At 69.6% G+C, this 332-nt stretch carries 1 protein-coding gene; it reads left to right on the top strand.

The window, feature by feature from the left end; all coding sequences use genetic code 11:
• A partial coding sequence (locus EIZ44_RS44535) for a GAF domain-containing protein (protein ID WP_134734625.1) occupies nt 1-332 on the top strand: 332 nt, incomplete at both ends.

Here is a 332-nt window from a genome sequence, read left to right as displayed (position 1 = left end):
GGGGTTCCGGTGCGGGTCCGCGAGGAAGTCTTCGGGAATCTCTACCTCACCGAGAAGAAAGACGGGGCGGAGTTCACCGACGACGACGAGGTGATCGTGCAGGCGCTGGCCGCGGCGGCGGGGATCGCGATCGAGAACGCGCACCTGTACGAGCAGACGCGGTTGCGGCAGCGGTGGCTCGGCGCGACCAGCGAGGTGACCACGGAACTGCTGGGCGGGACGGATCCGGTCGACGCGCTGGAGCTGATCGCGGGCCGTGCGCTGGAGCTGACCGGTTCGGACGTCACGATGCTCGCGTTGCCGGGCACGGGCCGGCTCGATGTCGACGAGGA

This window comes from Amycolatopsis nivea (genome assembly GCF_004522235.1).
GTDB lineage: Bacteria > Actinomycetota > Actinomycetes > Mycobacteriales > Pseudonocardiaceae > Amycolatopsis > Amycolatopsis nivea.
Note: the sequence above shows the minus strand (reverse complement) of the source record. Positions and strands in the feature narration are given on the sequence as shown.